General features: G+C 60.4%; 16 protein-coding genes. 14 read left to right on the forward strand and 2 right to left on the reverse strand.

Going from position 1 to position 16208, the window contains the following annotated elements; translation table 11 throughout:
* Positions 1-30: 30 nt before the first annotated feature.
* Positions 31-3222, reverse strand: a complete 3192-nt coding sequence (gene rne, locus BM132_RS21990) for a ribonuclease E (RefSeq protein WP_092458724.1) — start codon at positions 3220-3222, stop codon at positions 31-33.
* Positions 3223-3921: 699 nt separating this feature from the next.
* Here rne and rluC point away from each other — a divergent pair.
* The 3 genes from rluC to BM132_RS22005 are packed head-to-tail and all read left to right on the forward strand — an operon-like array spanning position 3922 to position 6541.
* Positions 3922-4878, forward strand: coding sequence for a 23S rRNA pseudouridine(955/2504/2580) synthase RluC (rluC, locus tag BM132_RS21995; RefSeq protein WP_047228192.1), 957 nt, complete (start codon positions 3922-3924; stop codon positions 4876-4878).
* Positions 4868-5530, forward strand: coding sequence for an HAD-IA family hydrolase (locus BM132_RS22000; protein ID WP_092400047.1), 663 nt, complete (start codon positions 4868-4870; stop codon positions 5528-5530). The genes rluC and BM132_RS22000 overlap by 11 nt, the downstream gene beginning before the upstream one ends.
* Before the next feature lie 21 nt (positions 5531-5551).
* On the forward strand, positions 5552-6541 hold the full coding sequence (locus tag BM132_RS22005) for a S49 family peptidase (protein WP_092458725.1): 990 nt from the start codon (positions 5552-5554) through the stop codon (positions 6539-6541).
* 77 nt (positions 6542-6618) lie between these two features.
* Here BM132_RS22005 and BM132_RS22010 read toward each other — a convergent pair whose 3' ends face one another.
* Positions 6619-7197: a Maf family protein gene (locus BM132_RS22010; protein ID WP_092400043.1), complete on the reverse strand. Its 579-nt coding sequence runs from the start codon at positions 7195-7197 to the stop codon at positions 6619-6621.
* Positions 7198-7302: 105 nt separating this feature from the next.
* On the opposite strand from BM132_RS22010, the gene BM132_RS22015 reads away from it, so the two are divergent.
* From BM132_RS22015 to BM132_RS22065, 11 genes are all read left to right on the forward strand, one after another.
* Positions 7303-7830, forward strand: a complete 528-nt coding sequence (locus BM132_RS22015; protein WP_003204262.1) for a YceD family protein — start codon at positions 7303-7305, stop codon at positions 7828-7830.
* 13 nt (positions 7831-7843) lie between these two features.
* Complete coding sequence (gene rpmF, locus BM132_RS22020; protein WP_003179396.1) at positions 7844-8026, forward strand: 50S ribosomal protein L32; 183 nt, start codon at positions 7844-7846, stop codon at positions 8024-8026.
* A gap of 3 nt (positions 8027-8029) precedes the next feature.
* The gene (gene plsX / locus BM132_RS22025; protein WP_092458727.1) at positions 8030-9040 is read left to right on the forward strand and encodes a phosphate acyltransferase PlsX; all 1011 of its coding nucleotides are present in this window, start codon (positions 8030-8032) and stop codon (positions 9038-9040) included.
* 123 nt (positions 9041-9163) lie between these two features.
* Positions 9164-10102 carry an ACP S-malonyltransferase gene (fabD, locus tag BM132_RS22030; protein WP_092458729.1) on the forward strand — a complete coding sequence of 313 codons (939 nt, stop codon included), beginning with the start codon at positions 9164-9166 and terminating at the stop codon, positions 10100-10102.
* A gap of 15 nt (positions 10103-10117) precedes the next feature.
* Positions 10118-10861 (forward strand): 3-oxoacyl-ACP reductase FabG, encoded by a 744-nt coding sequence (fabG, locus tag BM132_RS22035; RefSeq protein ID WP_047228198.1) that lies wholly within the window; start codon positions 10118-10120, stop codon positions 10859-10861.
* Positions 10862-11052: 191 nt separating this feature from the next.
* Positions 11053-11289, forward strand: a complete 237-nt coding sequence (gene acpP / locus BM132_RS22040) for an acyl carrier protein (protein WP_092400037.1) — start codon at positions 11053-11055, stop codon at positions 11287-11289.
* Between the two features lie 109 nt (positions 11290-11398).
* Positions 11399-12643 (forward strand): beta-ketoacyl-ACP synthase II, encoded by a 1245-nt coding sequence (gene fabF / locus BM132_RS22045; RefSeq protein WP_047228200.1) that lies wholly within the window; start codon positions 11399-11401, stop codon positions 12641-12643.
* Complete coding sequence (pabC, locus tag BM132_RS22050; RefSeq protein ID WP_092458731.1) at positions 12643-13458, forward strand: aminodeoxychorismate lyase; 816 nt, start codon at positions 12643-12645, stop codon at positions 13456-13458. Before fabF ends, pabC begins: the two co-directional genes overlap by 1 nt.
* A 3-nt stretch (positions 13459-13461) precedes the next feature.
* Positions 13462-14556 (forward strand): endolytic transglycosylase MltG, encoded by a 1095-nt coding sequence (gene mltG, locus BM132_RS22055; RefSeq protein ID WP_092458733.1) that lies wholly within the window; start codon positions 13462-13464, stop codon positions 14554-14556.
* A gap of 19 nt (positions 14557-14575) precedes the next feature.
* On the forward strand, positions 14576-15208 hold the full coding sequence (tmk, locus tag BM132_RS22060) for a dTMP kinase (RefSeq protein ID WP_092458735.1): 633 nt from the start codon (positions 14576-14578) through the stop codon (positions 15206-15208).
* A complete protein-coding gene (locus tag BM132_RS22065; RefSeq protein ID WP_092458737.1) occupies positions 15201-16187 on the forward strand; it encodes a DNA polymerase III subunit delta' in 987 nt (328 codons plus the stop codon). The genes tmk and BM132_RS22065 overlap by 8 nt, the downstream gene beginning before the upstream one ends.
* The last annotated feature ends 21 nt before the right edge of the window (positions 16188-16208 follow it).

Consider the following 16208-nt stretch of genomic DNA (forward strand, 5'->3'; position numbering starts at 1 on the left):
CCAGGCGGGGCTTTTTACTGGGCGATGGAATCAAGCGTGAGGTTTTGGCTCGTGCTCTTTTTCCAGTGCTTCAGTGTGGCGAGGTTCGATTTCTTCAGCGGAGTGCTGAGGTTCGTCGATCACCGGAGCCGCTTCAACGATAGCGGGTTCATCTGTGGTTTCTGCAACCGGGGCAGGGGCTGCCTCGATTGCTTGCTCCACAGGTGCCGGCTCGGCCACAGGCGCTTGAGCAGCGGCAGCGGCAGCTTGTTCGGCTTCCTTCTGCAGGCGCTCAGCTTCACGCTTGCGACGACGCACTTCACGCGGATCGTTCGGAGCACGACCGTTGGGGGTCAGGGCGCTGGCAGGTGCAGGCGCCTCTACCGGGGCTGGCGCTTCGACAACCACAGGCTGGACCACTGGAGCTGGCTCGACCACTGCCGGCTCTACCGCTTTCACCGTCTCTGCTGCCGGTTCGGCCTCAACGACGGGGGCGGCTGGCTCGGCGTGCCAGTTGAACGCGGTCTGCTCTTCGCGAACCGGCTCCGGGGCTTTTTCCTCGGCTGCAGGCTCGACCACAGGTTCAGCGGCAACCACAGGTTGCTCGATGACCGGTGCGGGCTCGGAAACTGCTTCTGCCTGAGGCTCGGCTTCGCGAACCGGTGCAACTTCCACTTCTGGTGAAGCAGTCATGACGACCGGGGTAGTGGCTTCGACCACAGGCGCTTCAACCGGCGCGTTTTCCACCACGGCGGTAGCGCGTTCGGCCTGTTCGTGCGCCTCGGCTTCAGCGGGGGCGCTGATCGAGCTGCTGGCAACCGCAGCGGTGACGGCCAGGCCGGCGGCGAGGTCGGCAGCACTTGGCGCTTCGGTGTTCTCGGTGGATTCGGATGCTTCCGAACCTTCGATCACATTGCCGTTGGCGTCGCGTTGACGCTCACGACGGTTGCTACGGCGACGTTGACCACGGGAGCGGCGGCGTGGACGATCGCCTTCGGCGTTCTCCTGACCGTCTTCCTGCAGTTGCTCTTCGCTGTTCAGTACTTCCTCTTCGCTGGCAGCGGCAGCCTGCTCGGCGCGTGGTTGACGCTCTTCACGTGGCGGACGCGGTGCGCGTTCTTCGCGAGGCTGACGGGCCGGACGCTCTTCAGCGGTGACGGCAGCGGCGGCGGGAGCGGCATCCAGTGGTTCGCGCAGCTCGCGAACACGTTCTTCACGCTCGCCACGTGGCTTGCGATCTTCACGAGGTGCGCGCGGTTGGCGCTCTTCGCGCGGCGGACGCGGCGCGCGTTCTTCGCGGGCTACGGCTGGCGCTTCCTCACGGGCTTCGCGAGGCTGGCGTTCTTCACGTGGCTCACGTGGCGCGCGCTCTTCACGCGGTGCACGTTCTTCACGGGGTTTGCGCTCCTCGTCACGACGACCGTTGCGGTTGCGGGTCTGCTGACGACCATTGCGACGTTCTTCGTTGCGGGCTGGACGCTCGGTAGTCGCTGGCTTGGTGACAACGGTCGGCGCAACCGGCTCTTCCTTGGTGGCGAACAGGCTGACCAGGGATTTCACCAGGCCTTTGAACAGGCTGGGTTCAGGTGCGGCGGCAGGTGCCGGTGCCGGCGCGGCGGCTTCGGTCGGAACCGGTGCATTGGCGCGGGCTGGAGCCGTCTTGACCGCGGCTTCCTGGCGAACCAGGGTGCGAGTGGCGGCAGCCGGCTGGACTTCTTCCACTTCTGCAGCGGCAGCAGCGATTTCGTAGCTGGACTGATTGGTGTGGGCTTCCGGGCTGTCATCACGCAGGCGCTGCACTTCGAAGTGCGGCGTCTCGAGGTGATCGTTCGGCAGGATGACGATACGGGCGCGGGTGCGCAGTTCGATCTTGGTGATCGAGTTGCGTTTTTCGTTGAGCAGGAACGCCGCCACTGGGATCGGCACCTGGGCGCGAACTTCGGCGGTGCGGTCTTTCAGGGCTTCTTCTTCGATCAGGCGCAGGATCGCCAGGGACAGCGACTCGACGTCACGGATGATGCCGGTGCCGTTGCAACGCGGGCAGACGATGCCGCTGCTCTCGCCCAGGGAAGGACGCAGGCGCTGACGGGACATTTCCAGCAGGCCGAAGCGCGAGATACGACCGACCTGCACGCGGGCGCGGTCGGCTTCCAGGCACTCACGGACCTTTTCTTCCACGGCGCGCTGGTTCTTGGCCGGGGTCATGTCGATGAAGTCGATGACGATCAGGCCGCCGATGTCGCGCAGGCGCAACTGACGGGCGATTTCTTCGGCGGCTTCAAGGTTGGTCTGCAGGGCGGTTTCTTCGATGTCGCTGCCTTTGGTGGCGCGCGCCGAGTTGATGTCGATGGACACCAGGGCTTCGGTCGGATCGATGACAATGGAGCCGCCGGACGGCAGTTCGACGACGCGCTGGAACGCAGTCTCGATCTGGCTTTCGATCTGGAAACGGTTGAACAGCGGAACACTGTCTTCGTAAAGCTTGATCTTGCTGGCGTATTGCGGCATGACCTGGCGGATGAAAGTCAGGGCTTCGTCCTGGGCTTCAACGCTGTCGATCAGCACTTCGCCGATGTCCTGGCGCAGGTAGTCGCGGATCGCGCGGATGATGACGTTGCTTTCCTGGTAGATCAGGAACGGCGCGGAGCGATCCAGCGAGGCTTCCTTGATGGCGGTCCACAGTTGCAGCAGGTAATCGAGGTCCCACTGCATTTCTTCGCTGCTGCGGCCAAGGCCGGCGGTGCGAACGATCAGGCCCATGTCGGCCGGGGCAACCAGGCCGTTGAGGGCTTCGCGCAGTTCATTGCGCTCTTCGCCTTCGATGCGGCGGGAGATGCCACCGGCGCGAGGGTTGTTCGGCATCAGGACCAGGTAACGGCCCGCCAGGCTGATGAAGGTGGTCAGGGCTGCGCCCTTGTTGCCACGCTCTTCTTTTTCGACCTGGACGATGACTTCCTGGCCTTCGCTCAGGACGTCCTTGATGTTGACGCGGCCTTCAGGAGCCTTCTTGAAGTATTCGCGGGAGATTTCTTTGAGGGGCAGGAAGCCGTGGCGCTCGGAGCCGAAATCGACAAAGGCAGCCTCAAGGCTTGGTTCGATGCGAGTAATCCGGCCTTTATAGATGTTGGCCTTCTTCTGCTCGCGTGCACCGGATTCGATATCCAGGTCGTAGAGGCGCTGGCCGTCTACCAGTGCAACACGCAACTCTTCGGGTTGAGTTGCGTTAATCAGCATTCTTTTCATGTAGTACCGTCGGTTTCCGGGCTGCCGGAAACGGCGTTCGGCACACACGACTTCTCACGGTCGGTGTCAGGTGCGTCATGGAAGTGGCCGGGCCATTCCAGTGTCCAGCGAGTTCGACCCAATGATGGCGAAGTCGCGACGGACGCGTCCTGCTTGCTGGCTGTTCAAGCACTCAGTCAGGAGGAGGAATCAACCGGCGCCTGTGGACGAGATGAAGCGTCTAAATATAAGCCTAGTGCTACACAGTCCGACGGTTGTACATCTCCACCCTACACGTATCCCTGATAATCGGGTGCTGCCGCGCGCAGAATCCGCAGCGGGTTGGCATTTACCGTGAGCTCCGAAAGGGGAGGTCACGCATCATGGCTAATTTAGGCGTTGTTTCCGAAGCTCTCGCTCGGGGTCGTCTACCGGTGACTGCACTTTGTGAACTGGCCGTGAATGTGGCGCGCAAGGCGAGTCAAAACTCTGCTTTGCCGCGTATTTCAGGCCTCATGTCACCTGCGCTCGTTACACCTGCAAACTCTGCCGTTATCTAGCAAAAGCCCCGTAGGACGGCCTCTCGTCCTCGTGAATTGCGTTGGTCAGGGCCGGTTTTTGACCGTTAGTCCGCTGTCCAGCCGCTTTTGGCGGCGTTCGCGACTATAGCAGCAATGATTAAGTGCTTCAATTCCATAAAAAATTGTTATCATCGCCGCCATGACGACTACTGCCCCTTCGACCCCTGGCGTTCAACTGCTCGAGGTCTCGCCGGAATATGCCGGCCAACGAATCGATAACTTCCTTCTAGCCCGACTCAAAGGCGTGCCCAAGACCTTGATCTATCGCATTTTGCGCAAGGGCGAAGTGCGGGTGAACAAAGGTCGGATCAAGCCCGAGTACAAGCTTCAGGCGGGCGATATCGTGCGCGTGCCGCCGGTTCGCGTGCCCGAGCGCGATGAGCCCGTGCCCCTGGCCCAGGGTCTGTTGCAGCGCCTGGAAGCCTCGATCGTCTTCGAAGACAAGGCGCTGATTGTGCTCAACAAGCCTGCGGGCATTGCGGTTCACGGCGGCAGCGGCCTGAATTTCGGCGTGATCGAGGCCTTTCGTCAGTTGCGCCCCGACGCCAAGGAGCTGGAGTTGGTCCATCGCTTGGATCGCGACACCTCCGGCCTGCTGATGATCGCCAAGAAACGCAGCATGTTGCGGCATTTACATGAGCAATTGCGCGGCGATGGCGTCGACAAGCGCTATATGGCGCTGGTGCGGGGGCGTTGGGATACGTCCATCAAGCAAGTCCGTGCGCCGTTGCTCAAGAGCAACCTGCGTTCCGGCGAGCGCATGGTGGAAGTCAACGAAGAAGGCAAGGAGGCCCTGACGGTGTTCAAGGTGCTGCGCCGCTTTGGTGATTTCGCCACCATGGTCGAGGCCAAGCCGGTGACCGGCCGCACCCACCAGATTCGCGTCCACACGCTGCATGCCGGGCATTGCATCGCTGGGGACAGCAAGTACGGCGATGACGACTTCACCCGCGAAATCCGTGATCTGGGTGGCAAGCGCCTGTTTCTCCATGCCTACATGTTGACCGTGCCGTTGCCCGATGGTGGTGAGCTGAAATTGCAGGCTCCAGTGGATGAAATGTGGGCCAAGACCGTGGAGCGGTTGAGTGCATCCTGAATACAAGCTGCTGATCTTCGATTGGGACGGCACTCTGGCGAACTCCATCGGTCGGATTGTGGAGGCAATGCATGCCGCCTCTGACCGTGCGGGTTTTGTCAGGTGTGATGATTTTGCCGTGAAGGGCATCATCGGCCTCGGCTTGCCGGAAGCGATCCGCAGTCTGTACCCGGAGATCAGTGACCCTGAGTTGCTGGTTTTTCGCCAGTATTACGCTGATCACTACATTGCGCTGGAGGCTGAGCCTTCGCCGTTGTTTGACGGAGTGGTAGACACGCTTGAAGCCTTGAGGGGCGAGGGGTATCGCCTGGCTGTCGCCACCGGCAAGGCGCGTCGCGGGCTGGATCGGGTGCTGAAATCCCATGGTTGGGACGATTATTTCGATATCACCCGGGCTGCGGACGAAACGGCCAGTAAGCCGCATCCGCTGATGCTCGAGCAAATCCTGGCTCACTGCGGCATGCAGCCGGAGCAGGCGTTGATGGTGGGGGATTCCTCGTTCGACCTGCAGATGGCGCGTAACGCCGGCATGGGGTCGGTCGCGGTGAGCTACGGCGCGCAGACGATCGCGGCGCTGCAGGCCTTCGAGCCGCGGCTGGCGATCGACCATTTTCCTGAATTGCACGCCTGGCTGAGCCAGCGGGCCAATTAAGTTTTTGCTGGGGATACTTGCATGACCGACGAATGGAAGGCACCGGCCAAGGCGAGCGCCGAGAGCGGTGACGACAAAAGCTGGAAGCTGTTGGAGAAGACCTTGCTGGCCGGTGTGCAGGAGCAACGTCGTTCCCGTCGCTGGGGCATTTTCTTCAAGCTGCTGACGTTTGTTTATCTCTTTGTCGCGCTATTGCTGTTCACGCCCCTGTTTGACATGGAAAAAAGTGCCGTGCGGGGCTCCGGGTACGCGGCGTTGATCGACATCGAAGGCATGATTGCCCATAAGGAGCCAGCCAGTGCGGACAATATCGTCGGTAGCCTGCGGGCTGCGTTCGAGGATCCCAAGGTCAAGGGTGTGATATTGCGCATCAACAGTCCGGGTGGAAGCCCGGTGCAGTCGGGTTATGTCTACGACGAGATCGTCCGGTTGCGCGCGCTGCACCCGAACACCAAGGTCTACGCGGTCATTTCCGATCTGGGGGCTTCCGGTGCTTACTACATTGCCAGCGCGGCCGATCAGATCTATGCCGACAAAGCGAGCCTGGTGGGCTCCATTGGTGTGACGGCGGCCGGCTACGGTTTTGTCGGGACGATGGAGAAGCTTGGCGTGGAGCGTCGGGTGTACACCTCAGGGGAGCACAAGTCGTTCCTTGATCCGTTCCAGCCACAAAAGCCTGAAGAGACCGTGTTTTGGCAGGGCGTGCTCGACACGACCCACAAGCAGTTCATTGCCAGCGTCAAGAAGGGGCGGGGTGAGCGGCTCAAAGACAAGGAGCATCCCGAGCTGTTCTCCGGCTTGGTCTGGTCTGGGGAGCAGGCCTTGCCGCTGGGCTTGATCGATGGCTTGGGTAGCGCCAGTTCGGTGGCGCGGGACGTGATTGGTGAGAAGGAGTTGGTGGACTTCACCATCGAAGAATCGCCGTTTGATCGCTTCTCGAAGAAGCTGGGGGCGAGCATTGCCGAGCATTTGGCGATGTGGATGGGGTTCCAGGGGCCGACGTTGCGCTGATTGTCCTGAAAGATCGCACCGATCCCCTGTGGCGAGAGGGCAAGCTCCCTCGCCACAGGTGTGTGCAGGTCCGGGCTTCAGGGGATTTGCACGCCCTCGGCCAGCAACATATCCACAAGGCGAATCAGTGGCAGGCCCACCAGGCTGGTGGCGTCCGGTCCTTCCGTGCTCTGGAACAGGCTCACGCCAAGCCCTTCGGCCTTGAAGCTGCCCGCGCAGTCATAAGGTTGTTCGGCCAGTAGGTAGCGTTCGACGCGCGCCGGGTCCAGCGTGCGCATGTGAACGGTAAACGGAACACAATCGACCTGGCAGGCACCGGTCTGGCTGTTAAGTACCGCCAGGCCGGTCAGAAAGCTGACCCGGGTGCCGCTGGCAGCCAGCAGTTGTTCGCGAGCGTTCTCGAACGTATGGGGCTTGCCAAGGATTTGCTCGCCGAGCACAGCCACCTGGTCCGAGCCGATGATCAGGTGTCCCGGATGGCTGTCTGCCAGGGCCAAGGCTTTTTCTCGGGCCAGGCGTTTTACCAGGTCGAGTGCCGGCTCGTCAGGCCGACGGCTTTCGTCGATGTCCGGTGAGCTGCAGACGAACGGTAGCCCCAGACGGGCAAGCAATTGCCGGCGATACACTGAGCTTGAGGCGAGTAATAAAGGCAGCATGGGCATCTCCAAAGGGCAGGGGCGAATTCTAGCGAGGCGCGCAAGTGACGGACAGGGCTGAATTTCCTTTGACATGGCCGGGTGCATCCCTATAATGCTGCGCCTATGTTGAATGACCCGATTCCACCTCACGTTGACCCGCGCAAATTGGCTGACCGTGGCACCACCCTTCAAGGTGAGCTGCTGCTGGCCGATTTGAAGAGACTCTGCGACCCGCTTTCCGACGATGTCGGTACGGTCCAGGCCAAATTCGTTTTTGAACGAGATGAACGTAAATCTGTGGTAATCCACAGCTTTATCGACACTGAAGTCAAAATGGTTTGCCAGCGTTGTCTTGAGCTGGTCACCCTGCCGATCCACAGCGAATGCAGTTACGCCGTGGTGAAGGAGGGTGCGAATACCCAGTCGTTACCGAAAGGTTATGACGTGCTGGAACTGGGCGAAGATCCATTGGATCTGCAGTCACTGATCGAGGAGGAGCTTCTGCTCGCCTTGCCCATTGTGCCTGCTCATCATCCGGAAGAATGCCAGCAGCCGGCGGGAGCAGATGAGCCCGAACCGAGCGAGGACGAGGTAACGCGGTCCAACCCGTTCAGTGTATTGGCGCAGTTAAAGCGTGACCCAAACGTTTAGGAGTTAATCAATTATGGCTGTTCAGCAGAACAAAAAATCCCGCTCTGCCCGTGACATGCGCCGTTCGCACGACGCTCTCGAGGCTAGCACCCTGTCTGTAGAAAAAACCACCGGTGAAGTTCACCTGCGTCACCACGTATCGCCAGAAGGCGTATACCGTGGTCGTAAAGTGATCGACAAGGGCGCTGACGAGTAATCCTTGTCCGCTCAAGTCATCGCGATTGACGCAATGGGCGGGGACTTCGGTCCCCGCAGCATTGTTCAGGCCAGCCTTGCTTGTCTGAATGCGACGCCCTCGCTGCACCTGACCCTCGTCGGTCAACCCTCCCTTCTAGAAGAAATGCTCAACGGCCAATCGGCTGTGGATCGTTCGCGCCTGACGATCGCGCCTGCGTCCGAAATCATCACCATGGACGAAAAACCCGCCCAGGTCCTGCGTGGCAAGCCTGACGCCTCGATGCGTGTAGCCCTTGAGCTGCTGCGCGATGGCAAGGTCCAGGCGTGTGTCAGTGCAGGCAATACCGGTGCACTGATGGCGCTGTCGCGTTACGTGCTCAAGACCTTGCCGGGCATCGACCGGCCGGCGATGGTCGCGGCCATCCCCACCCAGCGTGGTTTTTGCCAGCTCCTTGATCTGGGCGCCAACGTCGATTGCAGTGCCGAGCATCTACTGCAATTTGCAGTAATGGGCTCGGTGGCGGCTGAAACCCTGGGTATCGTGCGTCCTCGTGTCGCGCTGCTGAACATCGGTACCGAAGACATCAAGGGTAACCAGCAAGTCAAGCTGGCAGCCACGTTGTTGCAGGCTGCGCGGGGCATCAATTACATCGGATTCGTTGAGGGCGATGGGTTGTACCGGGGTGAGGCGGACGTGGTGGTGTGTGACGGTTTTGTCGGCAATATTTTGCTCAAGTCCAGCGAAGGCCTGGCGACCATGATCGGCACGCGTATCGAGAAGCTGTTCAGGCAGAACCTGGCCTCGCGGATGGTCGGTGCCCTCGCGTTGCCGTTGATGCGTCGGCTGCAGGCAGATCTGGCGCCGGCGCGGCATAACGGTGCAAGTTTTCTCGGGCTGCAGGGCATTGTGATCAAGAGTCATGGTTCGGCGGGCGTGCAGGGGTTTCAAAGTGCGATCAATCGCGCGCTGATCGAAATCCAGGAAAACCTGCCGGAGCGTCTTCATGGGCGCCTCGAAGATTTGTTAACTTAGGCGTTTTCGTCTGACAATGCTTAAATGTGACCGGTCGGTTCAAGCCGCCATCCAACTGTCAGTTTCCTAGCGCCCCCTGGGGCGTCAATTTTTGACGACAAGATCATTAGGGGCTTTGTTTTCATGTCTGCTTCTCTCGCATTCGTCTTTCCTGGGCAGGGTTCGCAGTCCCTCGGCATGCTTTCCGAGCTGGGCGCGCAATACCCGTTGATCCTCGAAACATTCAAAGAAGCTTCCGAGGCTCTGGGCTATGACCTGTGGGCACTGACCCAGCAAGGGCCGGAAGAGCAACTCAATCAAACCGACAAAACCCAGCCGGCCATTCTGACCGCCTCGATCGCACTCTGGCGCCTCTGGCTGGCTGAGGGCGGTGCGCGTCCGGCATTCGTTGCCGGACACAGTCTGGGCGAATACAGCGCTCTGGTGGCTGCTGGCAGTCTGAGCCTGGGTGATGCGGTGAAGCTCGTAGAGCGTCGTGGCCAGTTGATGCAGGAGGCCGTTCCGGCCGGGCAGGGCGGCATGGCCGCGATTCTCGGCCTTGAAGATGCCGATGTGCTGGCAGCCTGCGCCGAAGCCGCGCAAGGCGAAGTGGTCAGCGCTGTGAACTTCAATTCACCGGGCCAGGTGGTGATTGCCGGTGCCAAGGCTGCTGTGGAACGCGCCATTGAAGGGTGCAAGAGCCGTGGTGCCAAGCGTGCCATGCCGTTGCCCGTCAGCGTGCCGTCGCACTGCGAACTGATGCGTCCGGCCGCTGAGCGTTTTGCCGAATCCATAGCTGCCATTGACTGGCAGGCGCCACAGATTCCAGTGGTACAGAACGTCAGCGCCGATGTGGCTGCGGATCTTGAGACCCTCAAGCGCGATCTGCTGGAGCAACTCTACAAGCCGGTTCGCTGGGTCGAATCGGTGCAGACCCTGGCCGCCAGGGGCGCGACTGAGCTGGTTGAATGCGGTCCTGGCAAGGTGCTGGCCGGTCTGAACAAACGCTGCGCCGAAGGCGTATCGACTTCCAATCTCAATACCCCAGATGCTTTCGCTGCCGCCCGTGCAGCGCAGGCCTGAACAGGAGAAGCTTGCATGAGTCTGCAAGGTAAAGTTGCACTGGTGACCGGTGCAAGCCGTGGCATCGGCCAGGCCATTGCCCTGGAACTGGGTCGTCAAGGCGCCATCGTTGTTGGCACCGCGACTTCCGCTTCGGGCGCCGAGCGCATCGCTGCGACCCTGAAGGAAAACGATATTCAAGGTACCGGTCTTGAACTGAACGTCACCAGCGATGAGTCCGTTGCGGCGGTGCTGGCGAGCATTCAGGAACAGTTCGGTGCGCCGGCGATCCTGGTCAATAATGCCGGTATCACCCGCGATAACCTGATGATGCGCATGAAAGATGACGAGTGGTTCGACGTGATCGATACCAACCTGAACAGTCTGTACCGGCTGTCCAAGGGCGTTCTGCGTGGCATGACCAAGGCTCGTTGGGGTCGAATTATCAGTATCGGTTCGGTTGTGGGTGCCATGGGCAACGCAGGCCAAGTAAACTATGCTGCGGCCAAAGCCGGTCTGGAAGGTTTCAGCCGTGCCCTGGCGCGGGAAGTGGGTTCGCGTTCGATTACGGTAAACTCGGTAGCCCCGGGTTTCATCGATACCGACATGACCCGTGAGCTGCCGCAAGCGCAGCGTGAAGCCTTGTTGACACAAATTCCGCTGGGTCGTCTGGGGCAAGCTCAAGAAATCGCGTCCGTGGTCGCTTTTCTTGCGTCGGATGGTGCGGCATACGTGACTGGGGCTACAATCCCGGTAAACGGCGGGATGTACATGAGTTAAATGTGACGGATTGCTTCAAAAAAATGTCATACGAGCTGTCTAAAATCCGTTATAAAGCTGCAATCTATTTATAGGCGGCGGGCTGCTGGGTTTGAGGAGTGAAGCTTTCGGTTGAAAAACCGAAAAGTCTTTCTATACACTTACCCACCGGCCAGCTGCCTGAATTTGTCCATTAGGAGTGAAAACAAGGTATGAGCACCATCGAAGAGCGCGTCAAGAAAATCGTTGCCGAGCAACTGGGCGTCAAAGAAGACGAAGTGAAGAACGAAGCTGCCTTCGTTGAAGACCTGGGTGCCGACTCCCTTGACACCGTTGAGCTGGTGATGGCTCTGGAAGAGGAATTCGAGACCGAAATCCCTGACGAAGAAGCTGAAAAAATCACTACTGTTCAGCTGGCTATCGACTACATCAATAAGCATCAGGCTTAATTATTTTTAGTCGTCGCTAGCTGTCATGGAAAAACCGCACTGCCATCACGGCGTGCGGTTTTTTCTTTAGGCCTGATGCAAAGTCGTCATTAGAATAAAGGAGAGTGCTGTGTCGCGTAGACGCGTCGTAGTCACCGGTATGGGTATGTTGTCGCCACTGGGCACGGATGTGCCGAGCAGTTGGCAGGGCATTCTGGCTGGCCGTAGTGGCATTGGTCTGATCGAACACACCGACCTTTCTGCCTATTCCACCCGTTTTGGCGGCTCGGTAAAGGGTTTCAATGTCGAGGAGTACCTGTCGGTCAAGGAGGCCCGCAAGCTCGATCTGTTCATTCAATACGGCTTGGCAGCCGGATTCCAGGCCGTACGTAATGCCGGTCTTGAAGTCACCGATGCCAACCGTGAACGTATCGGCGTGGCCATGGGGTCGGGTATTGGCGGCTTGACCAATATCGAAGAAACCAGCCGAACGCTGCACGAGTCGGGGCCGCGACGGATTTCTCCGTTCTTTGTGCCGGGCTCGATCATCAATATGATTTCCGGTTTCCTGTCCATCCACCTGGGTGTGCAGGGGCCTAATTACGCTATTGCTACGGCATGTACCACGGGCACCCACTGCATTGGCATGGCCGCGCGCAACATCATGTACGACGAGGCCGACGTGATGATTGCCGGCGGCGCAGAGATGGCGGCCTGCGGGCTGGGCATGGGTGGCTTCGGCGCATCCCGTGCGCTGTCGACCCGCAACGACGAACCGAGCCGCGCCAGTCGGCCGTGGGATAAGGGCCGAGACGGCTTCGTATTGTCCGACGGTTCCGGTGCGCTGGTACTCGAAGAGCTGGAACATGCCAAGGCGCGCGGCGCGACCATTTATGCCGAGCTGATTGGCTTTGGCACCAGTGGCGATGCCTACCACATGACCTCGCCACCCGCCGATGGTGCCGGTGCTGCCCGCTGCATCACCAACGCATTGCGTGACGCGAAGGTCAACGCCGAGCAGGTGCAGTACATCAATGCCCACGGCACTTCGACCCCGGCGGGCGATCTTGCCGAGGCCCAGGCCATCAAGACCGTGTTCGGCGAGCACGCCTACAAACTGGCGGTCAGCTCGACCAAGTCCATGACCGGTCACCTGCTGGGTGCCGCGGGCGCGGTGGAAGCGATCTTCAGCGTACTGGCGATCAACAGCCAGGTCGCGCCACCGACCATCAACCTTGACGAGCCGGACGAAGGCTGCGATCTGGACTTCGTGCCCCATACGGCGCGTGGCATGGACATCGATGTGGTGCTGTCCAACTCCTTCGGCTTTGGCGGTACCAACGGCTCCCTGGTGTTCCGCCGGTTCGCTGGTTGATGGAAAGCTGGGTCGACGGTCAGCCTGCCGACGTTCTGTCGCTCAAGGACCGCGGCCTGGCTTACGGCGACGGGTTGTTCGAAACCATCGCTGTGCGCTCAGGCAAACCGGTGTTGCCTGAGCGTCATCTGCAGCGTCTGGCGCTAGGTTGTCAGCGGTTGATGCTCCAGGTTGACATGGGGGCGTTGGAGGCTGAGTTGCGCGCCTACGCGCAATGCCTGGGTGACGGCGTACTTAAGCTGATCGTGACCCGCGGTGACAGTCTTCGCGGTTATGGCGCTGATCCCTCGGCGCCGTCCCGTCGCATTCTGCAAGGCAGTCCGCCGGCCGCCTATCCTGTCGCGCATGCCGAGCAGGGCGTTTGCCTGTTTCCTTGTGCCACCCGCTTGTCCGAGCAACCCTTGCTGGCTGGTCTCAAGCACCTCAATCGTCTTGAGCAAGTGATGGCCCGCGCCGAATGGCGCGATGCCGAGCACGCCGAAGGCTTGATGCTGGACACGTCCGGGCGAGTGATCGAAGGCGTCTTCAGCAATCTCTTTCTGGTACGCGAGGGTGAATTGGTCACGGCGGACTTGAGCCGTTGTGGCGTGGCCGGCGTGATGCGGGCCGAATTATTGTATCAAGCCGAGTCTCAAGGCATCGTCACGCACATCACCGACATCCGCCTCGAACAGCTGCACCTGGCCGACGAAGTCTTCGTCTGTAACAGCGTTTATGGCGTATGGCCGGTCCGTGCATGCGGTTCGGCGCGCTGGTCGACCGGGCCGCTCACCCGTAAACTGCAGACCCTTGCCCGCACGCTATTGGATGTTTGATTCGTGAGACGTAAATTCTTGCTTCTGCTGGAAACCGGACTGGTTCTGGCGGTGCTGCTGTTGGGCACTTGCGCCTGGAAAATTCATTCGGCGTTGCAACAACCGCTGAACATCACCCAGGAAGAACTGCTGGACGTCCCCAATGGGACCACCCCCACCGGAACCCTCAAGCGCCTCGAAGCGGACGGCCTGATCAAGGACGCGCTCTGGTTGCGCGTCTATTGGCGCTTCAATCTTGCCGGTCAACCGTTGCATTCCGGTGAATACCGGATGGTGCCGGGCATGACGATGGAAAGCCTGATCGAGGTCTGGAAGCGCGGGGAGGTGGTGCAGTACAGCGTCACACTGGTGGAGGGGTGGAATTTTCGTCAGGTTCGCGCGGCGTTGGCCAAGGATGAAAAACTCCAGCAGACCCTCGCCGGTCTGAGCGACAGCGAGGTGATGGACCGCCTGGGGCATTCCGGGATATTCCCCGAGGGACGGTTCTTCCCGGACACCTATCGCTTCGTGCGTGGCACATCGGACGCTGACCTGCTGAAAATTGCCTACGACCGGCTCGAAGACGTGCTTGCCAAAGAGTGGGCGCAACGCGCCGCCGATTTACCTTACTCCCAGCCCTATCAGGCGCTGATCATGGCGTCCCTGGTGGAAAAGGAAACCGGTGTGCCTGAGGAGCGTGGGCAGATCGCCGGTGTGTTCGTGCGCCGTATGCGCCTGGGCATGTTGTTGCAAACCGACCCGACCGTGATCTACGGCCTGGGCGAGCGCTACAACGGCAAACTCACCCGTGCTCACTTGAGGGAAGAAAACCCCTACAACACCTATCTGATTCCTGGCCTGCCGCCGACACCGATTGCGATGGTGGGGCGCGAGGCGATTCACGCCGCGTTGAACCCAGTTGCCGGCAATAGCCTTTACTTCGTCGCCCGTGGTGATGGTAGCCACGTGTTCTCCGATGACCTGGATGCGCACAATAACGCCGTGCGCGAATATCAGCTCAAGCGCCGAGCCGATTATCGCTCCAGTCCGGCCCCTACTGTGCCGGACGAGGAGCCTGTCGACGAACCGAACACCAGCGAGCCGCCGCGCTCGCAATGACTTTGTTTAAGGATCGCCCGTGACTGGCTTGTTTATAACGCTGGAAGGCCCTGAAGGCGCCGGCAAGAGCACCAACCGCGAATACCTGGCCGAACGCCTGCGAGCCGCTGGCATTGAGGTGGTGTTGACCCGCGAGCCCGGAGGTACGCCGCTGGCCGAGCGGATTCGCGAGGTGCTGCTGGCACCGATCGAAGAAGTCATGAACCCTGACACCGAGCTGTTGCTGGTGTTCGCCGCTCGGGCGCAGCACTTGGCCGAAGTGATTCGCCCGGCGCTGGCCCGTGGCGCGGTGGTGCTTTGCGATCGTTTTACCGATTCGACCTATGCCTATCAGGGCGGTGGAAGGGGCTTGTCCCTGGAGCGCATCGCCGCGCTGGAAAGCTTCGTTCAGGGTGACCTGCGGCCGGACCTGACCTTGGTGTTCGATCTACCGGTGGAAATCGGCCTGGCCCGCGCCAGCGCCCGGGGCCGGCTGGATCGTTTCGAACTGGAAGGGCAGGCGTTCTTCAACGCGGTGCGCAATGCTTTTTTGAGTCGAGCCAAGGTCGATCCGGCGCGTTATCTGTTGATTGATGCCGCTCAGCCGTTGGCGCAAGTCCAGCAGGCGCTGGACGGTTTGTTGCCGCGTTTGTTGGAGCGTGCCCGTGGCTGAAGCCTATCCCTGGCAGGACGGACTCTGGCAGCAACTGGCCGGAAGGGCGCAGCATGCCCATGCCTATCTGCTGCACGGCCCCGTCGGTATCGGTAAGCGGGCGTTGGCCGAGCGTCTGATGGCCAGCCTGCTTTGCCAGCGTCCGGGTGTCTCGAACGCGTGCGGTGAGTGCAAGTCCTGTCTGTTGCTCAAGGCTGGCAGTCATCCTGACAACTATGTGTTGGAGCCGGAGGAGGCGGACAAGGCGATCAAGGTCGACCAGGTCCGGGATCTGGTCAGTTTCGTGGTCCAGACCTCGCAGATGGGCGGGCGCAAGGTGGTGCTGATCGAGCCGGTGGAGTCGATGAACATCAATGCCGCGAACGCCTTGCTCAAGAGCCTTGAAGAGCCTTCCGGCGATACCGTGCTATTGCTGGTCAGTCACCAGCCGAGCCGCTTGCTGGCAACCATCAAAAGCCGTTGCGTGCAGCAGGCCTGTCCGTTGCCCAGTGAAGCGATGAGCTTGAAGTGGCTGGCCGAGGCCTTGCCGGACAGCAGCGACGAAGAACGTGTCGAGTTGCTGACCCTCGCCGCCGGTTCGCCTCTGGCGGCCGTCAGCCTCCAGGCCCAGGGCGTGCGTGAACAACGGGCGCTGGTGGTGGATGGCGTGAAAAAGCTGCTCAAGCAGCAACAGTCTCCCACGCAACTGGCTGAAGGCTGGAACGCCATCCCACTGCTTCTGCTCTTTGACTGGTTCTGCGATTGGTCGAGCCTGATCCTGCGCTACCAGCTCACCGAGGACGAAACCGGCCTGGGATTGGCGGACATGCGCAAGGTGATTCAGTACCTGGCGCAAAAAAGCAGCCAGGATAAAATCTTGAACATTCAGGACTGGATTCTTGCCCAACGTCAGAAGGTGCTGAGCAAGGCGAACCTCAATCGGGTGCTGTTGCTCGAGGCGCTGTTGGTGCAATGGGCGAGTTTGCCTGGTCGAAACTGACAGACACTGCCTAAACTCAGC

It is taken from the genome of Pseudomonas sp. NFACC45, assembly GCF_900113505.1.
In the GTDB taxonomy this organism is placed as follows: domain Bacteria; phylum Pseudomonadota; class Gammaproteobacteria; order Pseudomonadales; family Pseudomonadaceae; genus Aquipseudomonas; species Aquipseudomonas tehranensis.

Excerpts from the sequence above, each read along its gene's own strand:
- rne (WP_092458724.1), bottom strand. The coding sequence starts at position 3,222 with ATGAAAAGAATGCTGATTAACGCAACTCAACCCGAAGAGTTGCGTGTT.
- rluC (WP_047228192.1), top strand. The coding sequence starts at position 3,922 with ATGACGACTACTGCCCCTTCGACCCCTGGCGTTCAACTGCTCGAGGTC.
- BM132_RS22005 (WP_092458725.1), top strand. The coding sequence starts at position 5,552 with ATGACCGACGAATGGAAGGCACCGGCCAAGGCGAGCGCCGAGAGCGGT.
- BM132_RS22010 (WP_092400043.1), bottom strand. The coding sequence starts at position 7,197 with ATGCTGCCTTTATTACTCGCCTCAAGCTCAGTGTATCGCCGGCAATTG.
- BM132_RS22015 (WP_003204262.1), top strand. The coding sequence starts at position 7,303 with ATGTTGAATGACCCGATTCCACCTCACGTTGACCCGCGCAAATTGGCT.
- rpmF (WP_003179396.1), top strand. The coding sequence starts at position 7,844 with ATGGCTGTTCAGCAGAACAAAAAATCCCGCTCTGCCCGTGACATGCGC.
- fabD (WP_092458729.1), top strand. The coding sequence starts at position 9,164 with ATGTCTGCTTCTCTCGCATTCGTCTTTCCTGGGCAGGGTTCGCAGTCC.
- fabG (WP_047228198.1), top strand. The coding sequence starts at position 10,118 with ATGAGTCTGCAAGGTAAAGTTGCACTGGTGACCGGTGCAAGCCGTGGC.
- acpP (WP_092400037.1), top strand. The coding sequence starts at position 11,053 with ATGAGCACCATCGAAGAGCGCGTCAAGAAAATCGTTGCCGAGCAACTG.
- pabC (WP_092458731.1), top strand. The coding sequence starts at position 12,643 with ATGGAAAGCTGGGTCGACGGTCAGCCTGCCGACGTTCTGTCGCTCAAG.